This window comes from Streptomyces sp. NPDC043812 (assembly GCF_056436245.1).
The window spans coordinates 273,842-294,475 of sequence record NZ_JBWKCY010000006.1 but is presented as its reverse complement, the minus strand read 5'-3'; the positions used below and the strand labels follow the sequence as shown (position 1 = coordinate 294,475).

23 protein-coding genes and 1 pseudogene are annotated in these 20,634 nt (G+C 70.6%); 12 read left to right on the top strand and 12 right to left on the bottom strand.

Annotated features, from left to right (window positions below):
- Window positions 1-40: 40 nt before the first annotated feature.
- From rpmG to AC067Z_RS12180, 5 genes and pseudogenes are all read left to right on the top strand, one after another.
- A complete protein-coding gene (gene rpmG, locus AC067Z_RS12200; RefSeq protein ID WP_266992509.1) occupies window positions 41-205 on the top strand; it encodes a 50S ribosomal protein L33 in 165 nt (54 codons plus the stop codon).
- Between the two features lie 30 nt (window positions 206-235).
- Entirely contained in the window at window positions 236-490 is a 255-nt protein-coding gene (locus AC067Z_RS12195; RefSeq protein WP_478789383.1) for a type B 50S ribosomal protein L31, read from the top strand.
- The gene (locus AC067Z_RS12190) at window positions 490-1,644 is read left to right on the top strand and encodes a GTP-binding protein (RefSeq protein ID WP_478789382.1); all 1,155 of its coding nucleotides are present in this window, start codon (window positions 490-492) and stop codon (window positions 1,642-1,644) included. Before AC067Z_RS12195 ends, AC067Z_RS12190 begins: the two co-directional genes overlap by 1 nt.
- 54 nt (window positions 1,645-1,698) lie before the next feature.
- Complete coding sequence (gene rpsR / locus AC067Z_RS12185) at window positions 1,699-1,941, top strand: 30S ribosomal protein S18 (RefSeq protein WP_478789381.1); 243 nt, start codon at window positions 1,699-1,701, stop codon at window positions 1,939-1,941.
- Window positions 1,942-2,253: 312 nt separating this feature from the next.
- Window positions 2,254-2,655, top strand: a pseudogene (locus tag AC067Z_RS12180) (RtcB family protein); the annotation flags it as partial.
- Between the two features lie 92 nt (window positions 2,656-2,747).
- Here AC067Z_RS12180 and AC067Z_RS12175 read toward each other — a convergent pair.
- The 4 genes from AC067Z_RS12175 to AC067Z_RS12160 form a co-directional block, all read right to left on the bottom strand.
- Window positions 2,748-3,938: a low temperature requirement protein A gene (locus AC067Z_RS12175; RefSeq protein WP_478789380.1), complete on the bottom strand. Its 1,191-nt coding sequence runs from the start codon at window positions 3,936-3,938 to the stop codon at window positions 2,748-2,750.
- Between the two features lie 354 nt (window positions 3,939-4,292).
- Window positions 4,293-4,841, bottom strand: coding sequence for a hypothetical protein (locus AC067Z_RS12170; protein WP_478789379.1), 549 nt, complete (start codon window positions 4,839-4,841; stop codon window positions 4,293-4,295).
- Window positions 4,842-5,145: 304 nt separating this feature from the next.
- On the bottom strand, window positions 5,146-6,774 hold the full coding sequence (locus tag AC067Z_RS12165; protein ID WP_478789378.1) for an alpha/beta hydrolase: 1,629 nt from the start codon (window positions 6,772-6,774) through the stop codon (window positions 5,146-5,148).
- Window positions 6,775-7,176: 402 nt separating this feature from the next.
- Window positions 7,177-8,109, bottom strand: coding sequence for an aldo/keto reductase (locus AC067Z_RS12160; protein ID WP_478789377.1), 933 nt, complete (start codon window positions 8,107-8,109; stop codon window positions 7,177-7,179).
- Between the two features lie 68 nt (window positions 8,110-8,177).
- On the opposite strand from AC067Z_RS12160, the gene AC067Z_RS12155 reads away from it, so the two are divergent.
- The gene (locus AC067Z_RS12155; protein ID WP_478789376.1) at window positions 8,178-8,849 is read left to right on the top strand and encodes a helix-turn-helix transcriptional regulator; all 672 of its coding nucleotides are present in this window, start codon (window positions 8,178-8,180) and stop codon (window positions 8,847-8,849) included.
- A 7-nt stretch (window positions 8,850-8,856) separates the two neighbouring features.
- Here AC067Z_RS12155 and AC067Z_RS12150 read toward each other — a convergent pair whose 3' ends face one another.
- The gene (locus AC067Z_RS12150) at window positions 8,857-9,621 is read right to left on the bottom strand and encodes an SDR family NAD(P)-dependent oxidoreductase (RefSeq protein ID WP_478789375.1); all 765 of its coding nucleotides are present in this window, start codon (window positions 9,619-9,621) and stop codon (window positions 8,857-8,859) included.
- A 122-nt stretch (window positions 9,622-9,743) separates the two neighbouring features.
- Here AC067Z_RS12150 and AC067Z_RS12145 point away from each other — a divergent pair, with 122 nt between their 5' ends.
- Entirely contained in the window at window positions 9,744-10,244 is a 501-nt protein-coding gene (locus AC067Z_RS12145; RefSeq protein WP_478789374.1) for a hypothetical protein, read from the top strand.
- Between the two features lie 40 nt (window positions 10,245-10,284).
- Here AC067Z_RS12145 and AC067Z_RS12140 read toward each other — a convergent pair whose 3' ends face one another.
- On the bottom strand, window positions 10,285-11,811 hold the full coding sequence (locus tag AC067Z_RS12140) for an FAD-dependent monooxygenase (RefSeq protein WP_478789373.1): 1,527 nt from the start codon (window positions 11,809-11,811) through the stop codon (window positions 10,285-10,287).
- A gap of 153 nt (window positions 11,812-11,964) precedes the next feature.
- Here AC067Z_RS12140 and AC067Z_RS12135 point away from each other — a divergent pair, with 153 nt between their 5' ends.
- Together AC067Z_RS12135 and AC067Z_RS12130 are read left to right on the top strand one after the other, a co-directional pair.
- Window positions 11,965-12,540, top strand: a complete 576-nt coding sequence (locus tag AC067Z_RS12135; RefSeq protein WP_478789372.1) for a TetR/AcrR family transcriptional regulator — start codon at window positions 11,965-11,967, stop codon at window positions 12,538-12,540.
- Between the two features lie 126 nt (window positions 12,541-12,666).
- Window positions 12,667-13,167 (top strand): MarR family winged helix-turn-helix transcriptional regulator, encoded by a 501-nt coding sequence (locus tag AC067Z_RS12130; protein WP_478789371.1) that lies wholly within the window; start codon window positions 12,667-12,669, stop codon window positions 13,165-13,167.
- 37 nt (window positions 13,168-13,204) lie between these two features.
- On the opposite strand, the gene AC067Z_RS12125 is transcribed toward AC067Z_RS12130, so the two are convergent.
- The 5 genes from AC067Z_RS12125 to AC067Z_RS12105 form a co-directional block, all read right to left on the bottom strand.
- Window positions 13,205-13,933, bottom strand: a complete 729-nt coding sequence (locus AC067Z_RS12125; RefSeq protein WP_478789370.1) for a Mut7-C RNAse domain-containing protein — start codon at window positions 13,931-13,933, stop codon at window positions 13,205-13,207.
- A 63-nt stretch (window positions 13,934-13,996) separates the two neighbouring features.
- Complete coding sequence (locus AC067Z_RS12120) at window positions 13,997-14,842, bottom strand: NAD(P)H-binding protein (protein ID WP_478789369.1); 846 nt, start codon at window positions 14,840-14,842, stop codon at window positions 13,997-13,999.
- Window positions 14,843-15,006: 164 nt separating this feature from the next.
- Window positions 15,007-15,756, bottom strand: coding sequence for a metallophosphoesterase (locus AC067Z_RS12115; protein ID WP_478789368.1), 750 nt, complete (start codon window positions 15,754-15,756; stop codon window positions 15,007-15,009).
- 91 nt (window positions 15,757-15,847) lie between these two features.
- Window positions 15,848-16,378 carry a GNAT family N-acetyltransferase gene (locus AC067Z_RS12110; protein WP_478789367.1) on the bottom strand — a complete coding sequence of 177 codons (531 nt, stop codon included), beginning with the start codon at window positions 16,376-16,378 and terminating at the stop codon, window positions 15,848-15,850.
- Window positions 16,379-16,418: 40 nt separating this feature from the next.
- Window positions 16,419-17,249, bottom strand: coding sequence for a DUF6597 domain-containing transcriptional factor (locus AC067Z_RS12105; protein WP_478789366.1), 831 nt, complete (start codon window positions 17,247-17,249; stop codon window positions 16,419-16,421).
- 72 nt (window positions 17,250-17,321) lie between these two features.
- Between AC067Z_RS12105 and AC067Z_RS12100 the strand changes: the two genes are divergently transcribed.
- The 3 genes from AC067Z_RS12100 (at window position 17,322) to AC067Z_RS12090 (ending at window position 19,999) form a co-directional block, all read left to right on the top strand.
- Window positions 17,322-17,903, top strand: a complete 582-nt coding sequence (locus AC067Z_RS12100) for a TIGR03086 family metal-binding protein (protein ID WP_478789365.1) — start codon at window positions 17,322-17,324, stop codon at window positions 17,901-17,903.
- A 236-nt stretch (window positions 17,904-18,139) separates the two neighbouring features.
- Window positions 18,140-18,820, top strand: a complete 681-nt coding sequence (locus tag AC067Z_RS12095; protein ID WP_478789364.1) for an SDR family oxidoreductase — start codon at window positions 18,140-18,142, stop codon at window positions 18,818-18,820.
- 303 nt (window positions 18,821-19,123) lie between these two features.
- Window positions 19,124-19,999, top strand: coding sequence for a glycosyltransferase family 2 protein (locus tag AC067Z_RS12090; protein WP_478789363.1), 876 nt, complete (start codon window positions 19,124-19,126; stop codon window positions 19,997-19,999).
- A 54-nt stretch (window positions 20,000-20,053) separates the two neighbouring features.
- Here AC067Z_RS12090 and AC067Z_RS12085 read toward each other — a convergent pair whose 3' ends face one another.
- Window positions 20,054-20,608 (bottom strand): hypothetical protein, encoded by a 555-nt coding sequence (locus AC067Z_RS12085; RefSeq protein ID WP_478789424.1) that lies wholly within the window; start codon window positions 20,606-20,608, stop codon window positions 20,054-20,056.
- Window positions 20,609-20,634: the final 26 nt, after the last annotated feature.

Here is a 20,634-nt window from a genome sequence, read left to right as displayed (position 1 = left end):
TCTTTTTGGTAATGGAAACCATTGTCATATACTAGCGCCCATGGCTCGCAACGAAGTACGCCCGATCATCAAGCTCCGCTCCACCGCAGGGACCGGCTACACCTACGTCACCCGCAAGAACCGACGGAACGATCCCGACCGCATGGTCCTGCGCAAGTTCGACCCGATCGCCCGCAGGCACGTCGACTTCCGCGAAGAACGCTGACCCCATCACCCCTGTCTGAAGGACATCGTCATGAAGCCCGGAATCCACCCCGCCTACGGCCCTGTCGTCTTCCGCGACAAGGCCGCAGGCTCCGCCTTCCTCACCCGCTCCACCATGACCAGCGACAAGACGATCGAGTGGGAGGACGGCAACACCTACCCCGTCGTCGACGTCGAGATCTCGAACGTGAGCCACCCCTTCTACACCGGTACCGCCCGCGTCCTGGACACCGCCGGCCGCGTCGAGCGATTCGAGCGCCGCTACGGCCGTCGCGAGGCGAACTGATGCAGGGCAAACCCCGACTGCCTGTCGTGATCGTCGGCGGGCTGCACTCCGACGCCCGCAAACAAGTCGTGGAACGCCTCCTGCGGACCGTCCCCGGCAGTGTCGCCCTCCACCACGATCTGGCCACAGCGGCCGAAGGCACCCTGCGCCGCCTGGTGCGCGACTCGACGGGCGTGCTGTCGCACAGCAATGCACCGCTCGTCAACGACTGCGCCTGCTGCGCGCTGCGCGAAGACCTGGTCCCCGAGCTGGAGCGCCTGGCCGCCGAGGGCATGACCCGGCTCGCGATCGTCGAACTGTGGGACTCTGTCGAACCAAAGGCGATGGCGGAGGTCGTCGTCGCGCACGGCGGCGAGGCCCTCGAACTCACCAATGTGATGACCGCCGTCGACCCCGCGCTCGTACTGCCCTACCTCGCCAACGGCGACGACCTGGCCGAAGTCGGCCTCGCCGCTGCCGACACCGACCAGCGCACCGTCGGCGACACCTGGGCCCGTCAGCTGGAGTACGCGCCCGTGCTCGCACTCGTCAGCAGCGAAGACGCCGACGACGAGGACCGCGCCCTCCTCGCCCAACTCCACCCGACCGCCCGCCGGGTCCCCGCCGGATCAGGCGAACTCGCCCAACTGGCCTTCGCCGGCTTCGACGTGGAAACGGCAGCCGCCGCCCAGCACCCGGCCTGCGCCCTGCTGCCCCAAGAAGCAGACGAAGCAGGAGTCGCCACCCTCGTCTGGCACCGCCACCGCCCCTTCCACCCCGAACGCCTCTACCAGGCACTGGAAGACCTCTGCTGCAGCGCCGCCCGCAGCCGCGGCCGGTTCTGGCTCGCCGACCGCCCCGACACCCTTCTCGCCTGGGACGCCGCCGGCGGCGCACTGTGCGTGGAGAACGCCGGCCCGTGGCTGGCCTCCCTGCCCGACGCCGCCTGGGACATGGTGCCCCCGATCCGCCGGGCCGCTGCGGCACTGGACTGGCACCCCGAGCACGGCGACTGCTGCCAGCACCTTGTCTTCACCTCCCCCGGCCTCGACCGCGACCTCTTGGCACGGCTCCTCGAGTCCTGCCTCCTCACCGACGACGAGTACGCCGCCGGCCCCGAGGCGTGGAAACACCTGCCGCCCGCGTTCGACACCCTCCTCGCCCCCGTCTCATGACTCCACCCCGGCGCCAAGCACACAGCCGAATTCAGCACCGAAACAGGAGCGCTCATGGCCCGCCGTCACGACCCCCGCAAGTCGCTCAAACCCCGCCCCAACCCCCTTGAAGCGGCCGGGATCACGTACATCGACTACAAGGACACCGACCTGCTGAGGAAGTTCATCTCAGACCGCGGGAAGATCCGCAGCCGCCGCGTCACCCGCGTCACCGCGCAGCAACAGCGGCAGATCGCTGCAGCGATCAAGAACGCCCGGGAGATGGCGCTCCTGCCGTACGCCCGCGTCGGCGCGTAGTACCGCCGCCTGCGTGCTCAGACGGACAGGGCGATCTTCCCTCGGGGTTGGCCGTATGACGGTGCGGAATGCGCCTGCCGCCATCAAGGGCAGCACGGGGGTGAACGGCTCGGCGGTCGGCGTGCGGCTTCCTGCGGAGGCGGTGAGCCGTCGATGATGTCGAGGTCTGCGACGTGGAGGTCAAGGCCGTCGATCTTGACTAGTCGGGTAAGGATTCGGCGAGCTGGTTTGGCGGCGGTGGTTGCGGTGGACGAAGGTGCCTGTGGCGGGCCACTTGGGTTTGTTGCGTGGGCTGCGGGCGTGAAGTGCGACGTCATCGGGTGTCACCACAACTATGTGGCGGAGGAGCGCTACGACGGCATGGATCTGCTCGTCACCCGCAAGGGCGCGATCAGGGCCGGCTCCGGTGACTTCGGGATCATCCCGGGCTCGATGGGCACCGGCTCGTACATCGTGAAGGGTCTCGGCAACGAGGCGTCGTTCAACTCCGCGTCCCACGGAGCCGGCCGCAGGATGAGCCGCAACGCGGCGAAGCGGCGCTTCTCGACAAAGGACCTGGAGGAGCAGACGCGGGGTGTGGAGTGCCGGAAGGACTCGGGTGTGGTGGACGAGATCCCGGGTGCGTACAAGCCGATCGAGCAGGTGATCGACCAGCAGCGGGACCTGGTCGAGGTGGTGGCGAAGCTCAAGCAGGTCATCTGCGTCAAGGGCTAGGGTGCAGCAGTTGACGTGACCCGTGAGCCCCGGACTGGATCAGTCCGGGGCTCGGCCGTGCTTGGGATCCTGGGCGCTGCGGCGATTCGGTGCTAGGTGCGGGCGGCGAGGTAGACGCCGACGGCGACGGTGCCGGCAGCGGCGAGTGCGGCAAGCGGAACCGCCCAGTGGCCGGCGAGTGTGGTGGCCAGTACGAGGGCAGCCCCGATGGGCAGGACGAGCTGCTGAGCCGTGCTCCGCTTGAAGTGGCGCGCGTGCACGGCCCACACCGTGATCATGAACAGTGCGGTGGGCAGTGTGACGGACAGGGCTGCTGCCGTTGCGGAGATGTGGGCATGGCCGGTCGCCTGTTCGACCGTCACTTCCAGACCGGCACCGATCGCCGCGGCCGAACCGAAGATCACATAGTGGCTGTAGCCCCAGATGAAGGCCTGGCGGCTGGAGACCAGGTACTCGTGGATGGGCACGGCGAAGTAGATCCAGAATGCGGCGAAGACGATGACCAGGCCCCCTGCTGCGAGCGGCAGAAGTTCTGCGAGTGCTGTCCTTCCGGTCAGTGCCGACTGGACTGCCACGGTGGCGGCCGCGATGCTTTCGCCGAGCACGATGATGGTGAAAAGTCCGTAGCGTTCAGCGATGTGGTGCGGATGCCAACTCGTGCGCCCGCGGCGCTCCGCGAGCGCCGGGACCAGCAGCTCAGCGAGTACCAGCGGGCCGACCCCCCACACCCACGCCGAGTCCGGCAGCAGCAGGAGGGCCACCCAGCCGGCCTGGACGATCGCCAGTCCGGCGGCGTACCGCAGCGTGGTGGATCTGGCCGCGCCGGTCTCGCTGCGGGCCGCTCGGAGCCATTGGGCGGTCAGCGCGACCCGCATGATCAGGTATCCGGTGACCGCGACTCTGTAGTCGGCCCCGTCGAACGCGGCGGGGACCCCGGCGGCCAGCACCAGGACGCCGGCCATCTGTACGAGCGTGGCGAGCCGGTAGGGCACGTCGTCGCAGTCGTAGGCGGATGCGAACCAGGTGAAATTGACCCAGGCCCACCAGAGCGCGAAGAAGACGAGCATGTAGCCCGTCACGCCTTGCGCGGGATGCCCCTCGGCCACCGCGTGCACCAGGCGGGCCCCGGCCTGCGCCACGGCCACGACGAAACACAGGTCGAACAGCAGCTCCAGCGGCGTGGCCGTGCGGTGGGCCTCGGCCGGATCACGGGCCCGCATGTGGCTCAGCGGGCTGACTGCCACGCCGTGCCCCACTCCGCGGACGGTGTTCTGCTCGCGCATCGTCGCCGTGCCCTTCACCGGGAATGCCCGGACTTGTGCAGCCCTGGCGGCCTTACCCTCGTCAGGATGCCGCCGTGCGTCGCGCATCGCCCGATGGGGAGGCGGCCCCGCTGTCCGACCAGCGGCCTGCCTGCGGTCTGGGTCCTCTGCGTCGCCCCTGCGCCGCCCTCTCCCCCCGCCCCTCGTCGTCGCGGCCTTGACCCTTCGGCCGGTCCTCACTCATCGGCGACGTGCCCTGTCAGCGTGTCCAGGCAAGGAGGGCGCAGCGCGCGAACAAAGGCTTGCTGCGGACCCAAGAGCCGTGCGGCCGCTACGCGGCCAGATGTTCCTTGAAGAAGCCGGTCAGCTTCTCGATCACGGTCGGCACGTACTCCTCCTTGTCGTACAGATCGATGTGGGTGGCGCCGTCGATCCAGAAAAGCTCCTTGGGCTCCCTCGCCTTCTCGATCGCCTGGCGACTGAAGTAAGCGGTGTCTGTCTCGGTCCCGCGATCATCAGCAGCGGCCGCGGCGAGATGAGATGGATGAGGTCGTACGAGGAGTACTGAGCGATCTGGTCGATGCTGCGCAGGACGAACCAGTTCTTCGACCTCGGGTGCTGCGCACGGGGCGTGCGGTAGTAGTTGTGGCCCTGCCGGTAAAGAGTGGGCGAGTCCTTCGCCTCGTCCTCGGTTTCGGGGACGATGTGCAGCCGACGTGGCTCCTTGCCCTGCGCCTCCTCGGTACGCGACTTGCCCGCCTCGTCGAGCAACCCGCGGACGACGTCCTCGCTCTGGTCACCGCCCAGACCCTCGCGGCACAGCGCACCCATGTCGGCTCCGCTGACCGTGGCGACGGCCTTGATGCGGTGCTCGGTCTGCGAGGCATAGGGGACGTAGCCGCCCGACGCACAGATTCTGTCCATTCCAGGTCGGTCCGGCCTCGCCGTGACCGGGCCCGCCGTCGGCCGTTGAGGTGGCATGGATCTTGACGACCCCTTCGTGGTGCCTCCTTCGAGCGCTTCGACCATGTTGTCAAGGGCTGACGCCCGGCACACGACGTGATCGACAGGCCCCGGACCGACCGCAGTCCGGGGCCTCTTGCTGTGGGCTCGGCGGGTCGGACCTGGTCGCCGAGCGGCTCGGAATGGATCCGGGAGCGTTCTGGAACTCGATCGAATCGGCCCGTGCCCGGACCGGGGGCCTGCCCAGGCCGGCGGGTTGACCGGCTCAGGAGACGGTGCCGGCCATCCCGCCGCCGCCGGTGGCTACGCCGCCGATCGGCTTGGGGGCGGAGAAGGGGGGCGTGTCCTGTTCGCAGGTTGTCCCGGCCGGCGGGAGGGTGCCGTCGATGAAGTAGCGGCTCTCGTGGGCCTGGATGCAGCTGCTGGGGTTGATCAGTGCGGTGTGCCCGTACCCGTTGTTGGTGAGCAGGCGGGCGTTGGCCAGTTCCTTGGCCATGGCCTCCGCGTCCGAGTACGGAGTGGAGGGGTCGTACCTGGTGCCGACCAGCAGGACGGGATGTGCCGTCGGCTTGTTCCACGGGCCGCGGTAACGGTTGGGGGCGACCGGCCAGGTGGAACATCCCTCGGCGGCCCAGGTCCAGAAGCGTCCGGCGTCGCCCGCACGGGCGGCACTGGCCTCCTCCATGGCGTGGTAGACACCGGGGTCACGCGGATTGGGGCTGTCGCCGCACAACACCGCAGCGCCCTGTTCCTCGCCCAGGTACGGATTCGGATTCGGGACCGCCGGTGGCGGCGGGAGTGGGGACGGCTCCGGGACACGGCCCTGCCACAGGTCCTGCAGCCTGCCGGCGAGGTTGCTCCACCCGGGGTGGACGACGTAGAGGCTGTTCACCACGTCGGCGACTGCGCCCGCGTAGGTCCACGTGCCCACGGGATGCTTCCGGAGCCGCTGCATCAGCTGGTCGAACTTGTCCCGGGTCGCTATCGGGCCGCCGGCGGAGAAGGCGCAGCGGGCGGTGGTGGTGGACCCGCACAGGGTGAGGAACTTGTCCACGGTTGCTGCCGCGGTGCGGTCCGAGCCCATGCGCAGGAACGTCGTGAGCCGGGGGTCGTCGTCGGACGAGTGGTTCGTCCAGGCCTGCGGGTCGATGTTGCTGTCGAGGACCATGGCGCGGACCTTGTCGGGGAACAGGTTGGCGTAGGTGGCGCCCAGGATCGTGCCGTAGGAGATCCCCTGGTAGGTGAGCTGGGGTTCGCCCACCGCCTGGCGGAGCTGGTCGAGATCGCGAGCGGTTTCGGCGGTCGAGACATGGCGCAGGAGCTCGGGGTCACGCTGCTCACAGCGCCGGACCAGATCCTTGTACGTGGCGATGAAGGCCGTCCGCTCCTTCTCGCCCACCGGGAAGCCCGCCGCTTTCCTCGCACCCCACTCCGCGGCTTCCTCGGGACTCGCGAAGCAGTTCACCGCGGTGCTGCTGCCGATCCCGCGGGGGTCCCAGCTGACGATGTCGAACCGCTCCCGCACCTCGTGCGGGAAGGACTCGTAGTTCTGCGGCATCTGCACCGTTCCGGGCCCGCCGGGGCCGCCGGGGTTGAAGAACAGGGTGCCGATGCGTCGCCCGGGGTCGGTTGCCCTCCGTTTGACGACTGCCAGCTCGATGGTGCGACCACCTGGTCTGTTGTAGTCCAGCGGCACCTTCGCGGTCGCGCAGTCGAACTCGCTGCCTGGAACGCAGGATCTCCAGTCCAGCTGCGGGGCGGGCACCGAAGGGGTGGGCGTACCGCCGGCCGCGGCGAGTTCCTGCCCGGTCAGAACCGTCGAACAGGTCACCAACGCGGTGATGACCGAGGCATGACGTCGAAGGCCCGATATGAGTCCGCGTATAGGGGGCATGGGCATCGTCCTTCTTTCTCCGTGGCTGGGCGCCGTGGCTGAGCGCCCGAGGCCACCGATGCCCTGGACCTCGGCACGCATCCGTGTCCACAACACAGCGGTGCGGCAGTGGGCGCGAGGCAACGCAGCCGAATGGCCGAGCCACTGCGGCTCGGCAGCGCGCGCGTGGTGACTCACCCCTTCGGCTGCGCTGAGTGCCGGGAGGACAGGCGTCTTCAACGTGGCGGACGAGTACGCCGCAGCGACCCAGTCGGCTGCGCACTGGCGTGATCGGCTGCCATGTGGTGAGGACGAAGTCGGCCCAGGTGGTGTGCGTGAAGGGTCGAGGCTCTGTGCGCGTCGAAGTGTCGAGGGGCCCGGACCGGTTCGGTCCGGGGCCCTCGTGCATACCGGGGCCGAGGGTCAGCCGGTCGGCGTCAGGGTGTTCAGCGTGGCGAGGTCCTCCGGGGGGAGTCGGAGCGTCGTCGCGGCGATGTTCTCCTCCAGGTGGGTGCGGGACGAGGTGCCCGGGATCGGGAGCATCACCGGGGACAGGGCGAGCAGGGCCGCCAGCATGACCTGTGCCGGAGTGGCGCCGTGGCGGTCGGCGATGTCGCGGAGCGCGGCCAGGTCGGGGACGCCGAGGCCGCCGAGCGGGAAGAACGGCACGAATGCGATGGCTTCGCGCGTACAGATGTCGAGCACGTCGTCGCTCTCGCGGTGGCCGAGGCTGAAGCGGTTCTGCACGGCCGTGACAGGCGCGATGCGCCGGGCCTCGGCGAGCTGTTCGGCGGTCATGCCACTGATGCCGAGATGCCGGATCAGTCCCTGTTCCCGCAGTTGTGCGAGTGCGCCGAACCGTTCGGCGAGGGGACCGTCGCTCGGCAGGGCGCGCAGGTAGACCAGGTCCAGGTGGTCGCGGCCGAGTTCGCGCAGGTTCCGGTGGATGGCGGCCTTCAGTTCCTCGGGAGACGCGGAGGGCAGCCATTCACCGTCGTAGGTGCGGCCGGGGCCGACCTTCGTCGCGATGACCAGGTCGTCGGGGTACGGGTGGAGGGCGGTGCGGATCAGGGCACTCGCCGTGATGTCGCGGAAGAAGTAGAACCATGCGGTGTCGATGTGGTCGACGCCCAGCTCGACGGCGCGGCGCAGGACGGTGACGGCACGCTCGGGGTCGCCTGCGGGGCCGTGCCAGTCGCGGGACGGCAGCCGCATCGCGCCGAAGCCCATGCGGGCCACGGACAGGTCGCCGCCGATGCTGAAGCGCCCGGCGGCAGCGGCGGGTGAGATGGGCGCGGTGGGCGCGGTCCGCGGGGCGATCGGTGCTGGCGTGGGCGTGAGTTCGTTCGTCGGCATGCGGGAATCCTGCGCGCAGCCACAGGGGTGGTGGCGAAATGGCACGTTGCTGCCAGACTGATCGCACCATGGCGACCGATCGGATCGTGACCCTGCGGGGCGAGAAGGAACTGGTCCGCCGGGCGGGCCACTTGTTCGGCTCGGCGCGCAGTGAGTTCCTGTGTGCCGCCGAGGATCTGGTCACCTGGTCGGCCGGTGTCAACGCGGCGTTCGCCGAGGGGTATCGCCCTTCGCTGGAGCAGGGCCTGTCCATGCGCAAGCTCTACACCCCGCGGGCCGTGGCCGACGAGGATTCCGAGCGCCGGCTGGTGAGGATCTCGGCGTACGCGCAGGTGCGCATCTCCACGGCGCCGCTCGCCCGGGAGGCGATCGTCATCGACCGGAGGGTCGCGATCCTCGCGGGACCGCCCGCGGCCGGGACGCGGACGTACTCGGTCGTCAGCTCGCCCGACGTCGTCGAGGGCGTGCGGTCGCTGTTCGGAGCGGCGTGGGAGTCCGCCACTGGCCTGGACGACTTCCGGCGTGCGCGCAACGTCACCCGGCCGCCGGACCTGAGCGAGGACGCGCGCCGGATCCTGCGGATGCTCGGTGAAGGGCACACGGACGAGGCGGCGGCGCGGCTGCTCGGGATGTCGCTGCGCACCTACCGCAGACGGGTCGCCGAGGTGATGGCGCTGTTGGGCGCGACGTCGCGGTTCCAGGCGGGGCTGCGGGCCGGGGAGTTGGACGGGTCGGTCTGAGGGATCCTCACAGTTCCCTGTGGACCTTGGAGTTGGAGGCCTGCGCGCGGGGGCGCACCACGAGAAGGTCGATGTTGACGTGGGACGGGCGGGTGACGGCCCAGGTGATCGTGTCGGCGACGTCGTCGGCGGTGAGCGGGGCGGCCACGCCCGCGTAGACCTTGGCGGCCTTCTCCGTGTCGCCGCGGAAGCGGGTCGTGGCGAACTCCTCGGTCCTGACCATGCCGGGAGCCACCTCGATCACGCGGACCGGGGTGCCGACGATCTCCAGGCGCAGGGTCTCGGCGAGAACATGGGCGCCGTGCTTGGCCGCGACGTAACCGCCGCCGCCCTCGTAGGTGCCGAAACCGGCCGTGGAGGACAGCACGACGACCGTGCCGTCGCCGCTTTCGGTGAGCGCCGGGAGGAGTGTCTGCGTGAGGTGGAGCGTGCCGATGACGTTGACCTCGTACATCCGGCGCCAGTCGGCGGGGTCGCCCGTGGCGACGGGGTCGGCGCCGAGTGCGCCACCGGCGTTGTTGACGAGGACGTCGCAGCGGTCCAGGGATGCGGCGAAGTCTTCGACGGCCGGGCGGTCGGTGACGTCCAGTGCGTAGGCGGTGGCATGGTGGCCGGCCGCGGCGAGTTCGGCGGCGACGGCCTCGATGCGGTCCTTGCGCCTGCCGGTAAGCACGACATGGAATCCGGCGGCTGCCAGCTGACGTGCGGTGGCCGCGCCGATGCCGCTGCCGGCTCCGGTGACGACGGCGACGGGCGTCCCGGCGGTGGTCATGTCAGTCTCCTCGCGCGTGTGATCGAACCTGTGGTCAGGATAGGCGGGGCGGTGGGGGCCGGTGGCGCGCCGGGGGTGACGGGCAGTGGGGCGCATTGCGGCACAATCTGTATCTTCTGGCCATGTCTGTGATGCGTGGAACGCTGGCGGCCGGGGCCGCAGCGGTGCTGCTGGTGGTCGGCTCGGGGATGGGGGCGAGCGCGGGCACGGGGGACGGTGGGTCCGTCGGGGCGGTCGAGCCGGAAGCCGATGTCGCCCACCACGGGTACGTCTCGCTGAGTGAGGGGCGGCTCGGGGTCTCGGTGATGAGCCGGAACCACGGTCCGTCGAGCGTCACGAGCGCCACGGTGAGGCTGGAGTTCTCGCTGCGGCCGGTCGGGGATCTGCGGCTGCCGCGCAGGTGTCTGTGGGCCGCGGAGCGGGTGGTGCTGTGCGCGACGGGCCCGTTGTCCGCGGACGGGGTGGGCCGGACGGTCACCCTTGATCTGCGGACACACGGCACCTCGTCCGAGGGGGTCGTCAAGGTCGCCACCGTGTGGAACGGCGGGGCGAGCGACCGGAATCCGGCCAACAACGAGCACCAGGTGCTCGTCCCGGCCACCGGCGATCGGTACGCCTTCTGAGCGGTCCGCGCCGACCGGGCGTCGGACTCGGTCGCCGGGGTCATCCGACTGCTGTCCCGCGCCCCGACGCCCAGGCGATGTAGCCGTCGGGGCGGACCAGCAGCGCGCCGGTGCGATCCGAGGACCAGTGCGCCCGCATCACGCTGCCGGGGGCGGTCGGGGCCTTCGTGGTCGCCGCGGAGTCCGCGGAGCCGTCCCCTGAGTCGTCCGCGGGGCAGATCAGCACGAACTCGCCCGCGCGCAGCAGTTCGTAGAGCCGCCCCTCGGCGAGCTGCAGGTCGGGCGCGCGACGGCCGGTGAGCGGGTGCGCGCCGCGGGGTGCGCCGTATGAGACGCCGATGCCGGAGACCATGCCAAGTGCCTTGGTGGCGGCGGGCCTCACGGTGTTGAGGAAGCGGGCTGCGAGAGAGCGTGCGGCGCGCTGAAGCGGGGTGTGCGCCATCGCGAGACGCACGATCGCCCCACTGCTGCGGAGGACCATCCTGCCGACCGGGTGCCGCTCGGACTGGTAGGAGGCGAGAAGGGCTTCGGGGTCGGGCGCCTGGCCCCGGACGACCGATGCGAGCTTCCAGGAGAGGTTGGCCGCGTCCTGCAGGCCGGTGTTCATGCCCTGGCCGCCGGCGGGGGAGTGCACATGAGCGGCATCGCCCGCGAGGAAGACCTGGCCGACGCGGTAGGCGGGGGCCTGGCGTTCGTCGCTGTGGAAGCGCGAGATCCAGCGGGCGTCGTGCATACCGAAGTCGCTGCCGAGGGCGCGGCGGGCGATCTCGCGGACCTCGTCGAGTTCGACGGGCTCGCTGTCGGGGACCTGGCGGGTGCGGCTCCACCCCATGACGCGGTACCAGCCGTCGCCGAAGGGCGCCATGAAGGCGAAGGTGTCTCCCACGCCGTTGACCGTGAGGAGGTCGGCGGGCTCCTCGGCGAGCCTCACGTCCGCGAGGACGATGGACCTGATGACGGAGACGCCGGGGAAGGGCAGGCCGAGTGCCGTGCGCACGGAGCTGCGGACACCGTCGGTGCCGACCACATAGCGGGCGCGGAGCATGCCGCCCGCGGCGCCGGTGGGTGTGCCGTCCGGGGCGCCGTCCGTCGTGCTGAGCTCCACGGTGACGGACGCCGGTGCCCCGGCATTCCCGGTGGACTGGCGCAGGCCCGTCAGCTCCGTGCCGTAATGGAAGTCGACGCCCGCGGCCACCGCCCGGCGCTCCAGGAGCTTCTCCACCTCGTACTGCGGCGTGATCAGGAGGAACGGGAAGCGGGACGGGAGCGTGGCCAGGTCGAGCGAGAGCCGGCGGAACAGGCGCAGACCGCTGATCGGGGTGCCCTTCGTCACCAGCTCGTCGGCCAGGCCGCGGGCGTCGAGCAGTTCGAGGGTGCGGGCGTGCACGCCGAAGGCGCGGGTGATGTTGCTCGTCTCGTGGGGGCGGCGCTCGACGACCGTGACCGAGACGCCGGCGGCGGCGAGGTCGCCCGCGAGCAGCATGCCGGTGGGGCCGGCGCCCACGACGATCACGTCGGTGTCGACTGCGGTGGTGCTGTCGCGGTCCGTGCTTCCGGTGGCGTGCATGGCTGCCTCCCGTGAGTCGGCGGTGTGAGGTCGACGTTGCAGATCGGCTCCTGCAGTCGACGCCTGGGTCAACAGGTGTTGGTCAACGCTTGTTGGCAAATGTAGAGCGGGCCGCCCTGGCGTGTCAACACCTGTTGGCCTACAGTTGTTGGCATGACGACGGAAGCACCCGGCGCGCCGCGCCGCTCCGATGCCACCAAGGCCGCGATCCTCGAAGCCGCCCGCGAGCGCTTCGCGGCGGACGGGTACGAGCGCGCGACGATCCGCGCCATAGCGCGTGACGCGGGCATCGATCCCTCGATGGTCATGCGCTACTTCGGCAACAAGGAGGGACTGTTCGCCGCCGCTTCCGAGTTCGACCTGCGGTTGCCGGAGTTGGGTGCCCTGCCCGGCAAGCACGCGGGAGCCGTGCTCGTCGCCCACTTCCTCGAGCGGTGGGAGCAGGACGAGGTGTTGACGGCGCTGCTGCGGGCGGGCGTCACCAATGCCGTCGCCGCCGAGCGAGCCCGCTCGATCTTCAGCGAGCAAGTGGGCCCGGTCGCCGCGAGTCTGTCCCCGGACCCGGCCGACGCCCCGCGCCGGGCCGCGCTCGTCGCCTCGCAGATCCTGGGCATGGCGATGGCCCGCTACGTGCTCTGCTTCCCGCCTGCCGTGGAGATGACGCGGGAGGAGGTGGTGAGCTGGCTGGGCCCCACGGTGCAGCGCTATCTCACCGAGGAGCGCCCCTAGTGCCCCTAGTGCCCCTGGCGCCCCCGGCAGGCTTTGCCCTGTCGCGGTCGAACACTGCCGGTCGCGGCCACCAGGACCTGGCCGGCCGGGCACCGGTCGGCCAGGTCTGCGCCGTACGCTTTCTGCATGACGCAGAAGAGTTCGCGCGATGGCAAGCGGGTTCGGCTCATGGCCGATCTCTCCATTGCCTCGCGGCGCTACATGGCTTCCTACGCCCTGTTCAACCAGGCCATCGCCGACCATCTGCGGCTGCACCCCACGGATCTCCAGTGCCTGAACCTCCTCGGCCTGGAGTCCGGGCCGGTCACGACGGGACGCATCGCCGAGCTGACCGGGCTGACGACCGGTTCGGCGACCCGGCTCGTCGACCGGCTGGAGCGCTCCGGCCATGTGACCCGTGAACGCGACCCGCATGACCGCCGCCGAGTCCTGGTGCAATGCGTGCCGGAGCGCATGGCCGAGGTCGGGGCGCTGTGGGAGCGGTTGAACGCCCCGTGGGCCTCGATGTTCGACGCGTACTCGGATCAGGAGGTCGAACTGATCACGGCCCATATGAGGCGAACGGTGGACCTGGCCGCGCAGCAGGTGGAGCGGCTGCGCGCAGGTGACGTCGACACTCGGGCGTGACGCGAACGCGCTCGCACTGTCCCCGTTCCGAGCGGGGTTACGCCGAGCCCGAGGTGCGCAGCGCGGATTCGACGATTGCTTCCAGGCGCGCGTGGTGCGCGCCGCGCCAGTAGACCCGGTCGCATGCCGTGCACCTGGCGAACACGTCGTACGAGCGCTGCGTGCCCTGCTGCAACTGCTCCTGGACGGAGTCCTTGTCGGCTTCCGTCAGCGGCCCGTTGCACGCCGTGCAGCGGGTCCACGGTGCGAGCGCGGGCGCGAACCGTTCCAGGACGTCCTTGAGCTGGTCGTCCGGCCGGTCGCTGTAGACATAGGCACCTGCCCAGAGCTCCCGGCGGCGCAGCAGCCCGCGATCGCGCGAGAGCAGGACGCGGCGCTCCTTGGCGGAGAGGGTGGCGAGTGCCGGGTCGCCGATGTCCTCGTTCTCGTAGGCCGCGTCCACGCCGAGCAGGCGCAGCCGGCGCGCCAACGTGCCGAGATGGACGTCGAGCAGGAATCGCAGCGGCGCGCCGGGGATCTCCTGCGGCCGCTGCACGCCCCGGACCTCGACGTGTTCGCCCGCTTGCGGAACGTGCGAGACGGGCACCGGGCGGCCGTCGACCAGCAGGCTGCCCGCCTCGGTGAGCGGCACTCCCAGCGATTCGACGACATGACCGAGCGTCGACGAACCGTCGGTGACGACGGGTGTGCGGCCCTGCCGGCGCTCCGAGGAGACGAAGAGCCGCAACTCGGGGGCGACGCTGAAGGAGATCCTCGGTCCGTTCACAGCGCCAGCATGTCACTGGCTGCGCGGCTCCAGCCAGCAGTTTCCGTGCGCGGAATACCGCTCCTATGCGCGGAACGCCGCAGCGTGGTCCGCCGCCCATTGGGCGAAGGTGCGTGCCGGGCGGCCGGTCAGCTTCTCGACGGTGCCGGTGAGCGGCGCCGGTGAACCGTCCGTCGACGCCCAGTAGTCCAGCAGGCCCCGCGCGAACTCGCTCGGCATGTGCGCCGATGCCGACTGCTGCCACTCCTCCCTCGTCACCCGGCGGATCTCGATGGGCGTCGTGCGGCCCGCGGCGCGCTCCAGAATCGCGATCTGTTCAGTGAACGCAAGGGATTCCGGGCCGGTCAGGTGGTGTGTGCCGCCGCGCAGCAACGGGTCGGTGAGCACGGCCATCGCGGCCTCTGCCAGGTCGAGTTCATGGAGCGGATCGCCGTGACTGCCCGGATAGGGGAGTTCGACGACGCCGGTGGAGCGCAGTGCGTGTGCCCATTGGAGCGCGTTGCCCGCGAAGGCGCCGGGTCGCAGGACGGTGAACGGGACAGGGCCGTCGGCGAGGGCCCTTTCGGTGGCGAGGTGCATCGCCGCGAGCGGGTTGCCGGCTGCTTCCGGGGCCAGGACCGCACTCGACGACAGCAGCACGATGTGCCCGACACCTGCGGTGTGCGCCGCGTCGATGAAGGCGTCGATGTGGGAGGGATCGGCGTAGAGGAAGACGGAGTCGATGGATTCGAGGGCGGTCGCGAAGGTTGTCGGGTCGTCGAGCGCGAGGCGTACGGAATCGATGCCTTCGGGCAGTTCGAGGTCCGTGGGGCGGGCGGAGGCGGCTCGAACGTCGGCTCCTGACTCGTGGAGGAGGGCAAGCAGGGTCGAGCCGACCTTGCCGCGGCAGCCGGTGATGAGCATGGTCATGCGAAGTGCTCCTGGGTCGAGGGGTGTGGCGTCGGCGTGTGGTCGTCCATAGGGCGTCGACAGGTACGCGTCGTTGCGCAGTATCTGCGTGACGCAGATAAATAGTCTGGGAAAGGGCCCGCCTCGTCAAGCGGGCCCTTCGGTCGTGCGCGGGTTGCGGCGGGTTACACCACCACGCGGAAGTGCGTGGTGACCGGGGCGCCGCCCTCGCCCAGGACGTGGAAGGCGACCCCGGGCGGAGCTGTGCGGTCGGTCAGGCCCGCGCCGGGCTCCCAGGGCAGCCGCAGCGTGGAGACGACGCCGGGGGCCACCAGCAGGGGGAGGCCCGCGAACGTCGTTGCGCCGGGGGTGTGGGCATGCCCGGTCAGGATCGCCGGCACGTTGCTGCGCCCCGCGAGCAGCGTGGCCAGGCGGTCGGCGTTCGTGAGGTTCGTCGAGTCCAGGTAGGCGTGGTGGAGCGTGGCCGGCGGGTGGTGGAAGGCGGGCAGCGCGGGGGTGTCACCCAGGGCGTCGAGGGTGTGCTCCAGCCATTGCAGCGTCTCGTCGTCGAAACGGCCCGGGTCCTCGCCGGGGATGGTCGAATCGCACAGCAGCAGGGCGTGGTCGGCGACGTGGTGCAGGCGGTTGACCGGGCCGGCCGGGGTGTCGGACGTCTCCCCGAGCAGCACCTTGCGGTAGTTGGCGCGGTCGTCGTGGTTGCCCGGGCAGGGGAAATGAGGTGCGGTCAGGCGGGACAGGAGCTCTGCCGCCTCCGCGTACTCCGCCGGGGCGCCGTGGTCCGCGATGTCCCCCGTGACCAGAACCGCGTCGGGCTGGCGCGTCAGGGAGTTGAGGTACGCGACCGTCCGTGAGGCGCGGCCGGACGTCTCTGCGGTGCCGTCGAGATGCAGATCGCTGATGTGTGCGAGCAGCATGATTCGCCCTCCGTTGACCTAATGGTTGGATCACTCTATTCCATTAGTAAGGGTTATGGTGGCGACGGCTCCGGTGACGGCTCGGGGTGTGTCAGGACCCCAGCAGGTCGAACCGCCAGTCGTTGGAGGCGAGCACGGTGCCCGGCGGGTACTCGAAGTCACGCACGCCGAGGAGTGTGAATCCGGCCTTGCGGCACACCCCGTTCGACGGCCCGTTGTCCACGGACGGGAACGCGTGCAGGAAACGGTGCTTGCCCTCGGCACGGGCCGCCCCGATCACCGCCAGCGTCCCCGCCGTCGCGATCCCGCGGCCCTGGAACGCGGGCAGCACACTCCACCCCGTCTCGTAGATCTGCTCGCCGTCCCAGGTCTGCTCCCAGAAGCCGACCGATCCGGCCGACAGGCCCGCATCGCCGCCCCCGGCGATGACGATGCGGAACATCCGGCCGCGGCCCGTGCGGTCGGCGCTCAGCTCCACATAGCGTCCGTGCCGTGTGACCAGCTGTTCCTCGGTCTCGGGTCCACCGAGGTGGTCCATCAGCTCCGGTGAGTTCACGGCGTGGAGCAGCTCGAAGTCGTCCTCGGACCATGGCTCGATCCGTACGTTCGCAACGTGGCTCATCTTCAGCACTGTAGGACGGGGGTCCGACAGTGCCGAAGCCTCAGCTCGCAGGGCGGGCGTACGCCGTCGGCGGTACCCCGACGGTTGCCGTGAAGTCCCGCACCAGATGCGCCTGATCGCTGTAGCCCAGCTCGCCCGCCAGCACGGACCAGTCGACCTCGCCGTCCGTCTCGGCCCGTTCCAGCGCCTCGTGGATGCGGTAACGCAGGATGACCCACTTGGGGCCGACGCCGACGTACGCCGCGAACAGCCGCTGCAGAGAGCGGGCCGACACTCCCTCGGCCGCGGCCAGCTCGGCGACGCGGCGGATGGTGCGGTCGCAACGGACGTGTTCCACCAGGGCCATGGCGTGCAGCGCCGACGGGTCGGAAGCCGGTCCCAGCCCCAGCAGGAACGCGTCCAGTGCGGCGACCCTGGCGTCCTCGTCGTCCGGATCGACGATCCGCCGTGCGGCCTCCGCGGGGTCCCCGGCGGGCCCGCCCAGATCCTCGTGCGCCTGCGTCAGCGGCACCCGGCGGCCCGTCCAGTCCGAGACCGGCCGTCCGGGCGCGAAGGGCCGGAACCCGCCGGGCCGGAACTGCACCCCGCACACCCGTCCCCGGCCGGTCAGCTTCTGTGTGAACAACTCCAGCCCGATGCCTGCGATCTCGGCCCAGGCGAGCTCCTCGCCGTGACGCTGGAACACCATGTTCACCGACGGGTGCGGCACCACATGGGAGGCGTACGGCTCGGTCAGGTCCCAGTCGATGAGCCAGTAGTGCTCGAGGAACGGACGGAGCCCGGGGGCCGGCTCGCGGCGGCGGAAGTCGACGCGGGCGAACAGCTCGCGCGCTTCGACGATGCCCCTGGTGTCGCGTCGCGGACCTCCCATGGGCCGATCCTATGCCGGGTGCTGTCGCGTTTCTTCAAGACCGGGACCACGGCCCGCTCCTACGGTGGCTGCATGGCGAACACCATCAGTGACCTGCTCCGGACCGCCGCCGAACAGTCCGTGCCGGTCGTCCGCGGAATCACCGACGCGCAGCTGGCCGACCCGACTCCGTGCGCGGAGTACGACGTCCGGCAGCTGGTCGATCACCTCCACCAGGTGGTGACCAACTTTCAGCGCCTGGCGGCGAAGGAGGACTCCGACTTCTCCGCCGAACCCGACCACGTCGGACACGGAGACTGGCGGGCGTCGTTCGCCGCCGAGGTGGACACGCTCGTGCGGGCCTGGGCGGTGCCGGGGGCCGACGAGGGCGTGACCGGTGCCATGGCGATGCCGGCAGGCGTCGTCGGGCGGATGGCGCTCGGCGATCTCACCGTGCACGCCTGGGACCTGGCACGCGCCACGGGGCAGCAGTACACGCCGGACCCGCGGGTGGTCCGCGAGGTGCTGGACACGTTCGAGGAACTCGCCCCGACAGCAAGGAAGATGGGCGCCTTCGGTGAGGAACGCCCGCTGCGGGACGGGGGTGCGGGGGCATCGGACCTCGACCGGTTGCTGGCGCTGACCGGGCGCGACCCGCAGTGGCAGCGGCCGTAGGCCCGCGCCCTGTGTGCCGAAACGAGACCCGCTTACGCGGGCCGCGTCGCGCTGCCTTCGTGGCGTCGCGCCGGCTTCGCGGACGGACCCGCCTTCGCGGACCCGACTTCCGGCCGGCCCGCCTTGGCGGACGGACCCGCCTTCCGGCCGGACCCCCTCCCCGGGCCCGTACCACGCACCCGCCGCCCGGCCGCTCCCCGATGTCCCATCACGCCGTTCTGTGTCGTCCTTGGGGTATGAGGATTGCCATTGCGGGTGGAACGGGAACGCTGGGCCGCCACGTCACGGACGAACTGCGCGTACGGGGTCACGAGGTACGGGTGCTCAGCCGCCACGCTCCCGAATACCGGGTCGACCTGACGACCGGGGAGGGCCTGGCGGTGGCGCTCGGCGGCTGTGACGCGGTGGTCGACGCGAGCAACAGCCAGTCGCCCAAGCAGGCCGAACAGATTCTGGTGGAGGGTTCGCGCCGTCTCCTGGCGGCGGAGGACGCGGCGGGTGTGGGGCACCACGTCTGTGTGTCGATCGTCGGCTGCGACCAGGTGCCGGCGGGCTACTTCCGGTTCAAGGCCGCCCAGGAGAAGGTCGTGGAGGACGGCCCGGTGCCGTGGACCGTCGTCCGTGCCACGCAGTTCCACGAACTGGTGGCGACGGCCTTCGCCACGCTCGGGAAGGCGCGGGTGCTGCCGATGCCGCAGGGCAGGCTCCAGCCGGTGGCCGCGGCTGAGGTCGCGCACGCGGTCGCCGATGCCGTCGAGGCCGGGCCGCGACGGGGCCGGATCGAGGTGACCGGCCCCGAGGCGGCGGACCTGCGGGTCCACGCCCGCCGCTGGCGCGCGATCACCGGCCGCCGTGTTCTGGTGCTGCCGTCGCCCTGCCGGGTGCGCTCGGCCGGGCGCTGCGTGCGGGTGCGGTGACGTCGGCGCATCCGGACGTGAAGGGCACGGTCCGTTTCGACGATTGGCTCCGCGAGCACGTCCCGTCGCGGTGAGCCGCCCCGATGGCTGCCCGCGGGCGGTCCACCCGACGGACCCGCGAACCCGACGGCCGGCGCCGTGCACCCCGAACAGGACCTCTCCGTGATCTCCCTCACGGCGGAAACGCGCCGCACAGCCGCTGTCCACGTCATCCGCAATCCGGACGAGCTCGCCTCCGTACACCTGCCGGACGGTTCCCGTTAAGCTCGCGGGTCACGGTTGGCAACAGATGGAGATGTGGACGTGTCCCGAGCGCGTGTGGGTGTGGCCGTACTGACAATGGGCTCACGCCCGGTCGAGCTGCGCGCGCTGCTCGACTCGGTGGCCGCCCAGGACCATCCCGCCACCCGCGTGGTCGTCGTCTCCAACGGTGCCCCGCTGTCCGATCTGCCGCCGGGTGTGACCGGCATCGAGCTCCCCGAGAACCTCGGGGTGTCCGGCGGGCGCAATGTCGCGATGGAGCGGCTGCGGGAGTTCGGCGACGTGGACGTGCTCGTGGATCTCGATGACGACGGCCTGCTCATCGAGAGCGACGTGTTCAGCCGCATCGCCGCGATGTACGACGCCGACCCGGCGCTCGGCATCGTGAGCTTCCGCATCGCCGACGAGACCGGCTTCACCCAGCGCCGGCACGTGCCCCGCATCGGGAACACCGACCCGCTGCGCGGAGGCCAGGTGACGACGTTCCTCGGCGGCGGGCACGCCCTGTCGATGCGGATGCTGGAGCGGGTCGGCGGCTGGCCGGACGACTTCTTCTTCACGCACGAGGAGACCGACCTCGCCTGGCGTGCGCTGGACGACGGCTGGAAGATCCTCTACGCCCCCGAGCTGGTGCTCCAGCACCCCCGGACGGCACCCACGCGGCATGGCGTCTACTACCGGATGACCGCCCGTAACCGTGTCTGGCTGGCGAAGCGCAACCTTCCCGCCCTGCTGGTGCCGCTCTACCTCGGCTCGTGGACCGCGCTCACGCTGGCCCGTACGCGGTCGGCGCCCGGCCTGCGCGCCTGGTTCGGCGGCTTCGCCGAGGGTGTCCGCACACCGTGCGGAGAACGGCGCCCGATGCGGTGGAGCACCGTGTGGCTCATGGCGCGTCTCGGCCGCCCGCCTGTCGTCTGAGCGCGGAACGGCTGCCCGCCTGTCGTCCGAGCGCGGCGCGGGAGAACGCGAGGGTCAGGGCCAGACCAGGCAGTACGGCTGGTGGCCCGCCTCGTGCAGACGATGGCTGAAATCTTGCCATTCGTGCAGCAGCTGGTAGACGTTGAACGCGTCCCGGGGCCCGCCCCGGTCCGGGACCGTCGACCATATGAAGGCTGCGGCGCCCACCGATTCCTCACCGATGTCCCGCAGGGGGTCGACGACGGTCATCGGCAGCTTCACCACGGCGTAGTCGGGGTGCAGCACGACCAGCTCCAGCGGCGGCACCTTGTGCAGGGGCATGCCTTGGATGCCGGTCAGCACCATCGCGGCTATGGTCTCCGGCTTGATCTTGGTGAACATCCCGCCCATGCCGAGCTCGTCGCCGCCCAGCTCCTCGGGGCGCATCGAGATCGGCACGCGCGCGGCAGTGGCACCGTCGGGCGCACCGAAGTATTTGTACGTCACCCCCAACCGGCCGCTCCTGCCTCCCGCGGGCTCATCCGCTTCGCCTCGCCGGTGTTTTCCACGCCGGGCAGGCTCAGGACCCAGGTCGTCGGTCCCCTCGCCCAGTCCGCCACCGCGATGCATATCTCCACCCGACCACTCGCAGCCCC